The organism is Caballeronia choica (genome assembly GCF_001544535.1).
GTDB classification, from domain to species: Bacteria; Pseudomonadota; Gammaproteobacteria; order Burkholderiales; family Burkholderiaceae; genus Caballeronia; species Caballeronia choica.
This window is the reverse complement of record NZ_FCON02000533.1, coordinates 1-849: the sequence shown is the minus strand read 5'-3', so window position 1 is coordinate 849 and position 849 is coordinate 1. Positions and strand designations below refer to the sequence as shown.

Below are 849 nucleotides of genomic sequence, written 5' to 3'. Positions count from 1 at the left end.
CGCGGGCTCTCGCTCTTGTGCTGCTGGGCTACGGAACCTTTCGAGCGTTCGGCATCAAGCGCCTGTCGATGCCAGAACCGCGGCTGATCAGGGAACTGTTCGACTACGGGCGCTGGATGGTCTTGCTGACGGGCGCCAGCGCGATCGCGGCGTCGCTCGACCGCATCATGATCGGCTCCATCTTCGGTGCGAAATCCGTCGCGTACTACGGTGCGCCGCAAAATCTGGTCTCACGGCTCGACATGCTGCCGGGCGCCATGCTGCGCACGCTGTTTCCGCGTTTCTCCGCCACTGCGAGCGATCATGCCGACGACCTGTCGTCGCGCTCGCTCGCACTCCTGAACTGCATTTTCACGCCTTGCATTATCGTTGTGCTGTTTGTACTGACTCCATTTCTGAACATCTGGCTCGGCCATGACATGGCACAACATTCCGCGCCGGTCGGGCGCATTCTCGTGACAGGTGTGTGGTTCGCGGGTCAGGCGAGCATCATCAGCGTGCTGATCCAGGCGAAGGCGAAGCCCGTGAGCGTGGCGCTGGTCGGCTGGATCAGCCTGCCGGTCTTCGCGGTTGCGCTGTGGTTCGGCATTCACTGGAACGGCATCCTGGGTGCCGCCGTGGTAGTGGTCGCCAAGTCCTTGTTCGACTATGCGTCGACCCTTTATCTGTCGAGGCTTGCGCCCTGGCCCATCCTGCGGAACATGGCCGGGCATCTTATGTTCCTGATTGTCGCCACCACGTGCGCCGACCTCATGAATTCGCTGCCGCGCATCGCCGCGGTCGGCCTCGCGCTGATCGCCGGCAACCTGGCCTGGTCACTCTGCGAGTCGAGCGACCTGCGCGAGCTTG

Annotated in this window: 1 protein-coding gene; it reads left to right on the top strand. The window is 63.0% G+C overall.

The window, feature by feature from the left end:
* Nucleotides 1-849: oligosaccharide flippase family protein (locus AWB68_RS45545; protein WP_160110209.1), on the top strand; the 849-nt coding region annotated here is incomplete at both ends.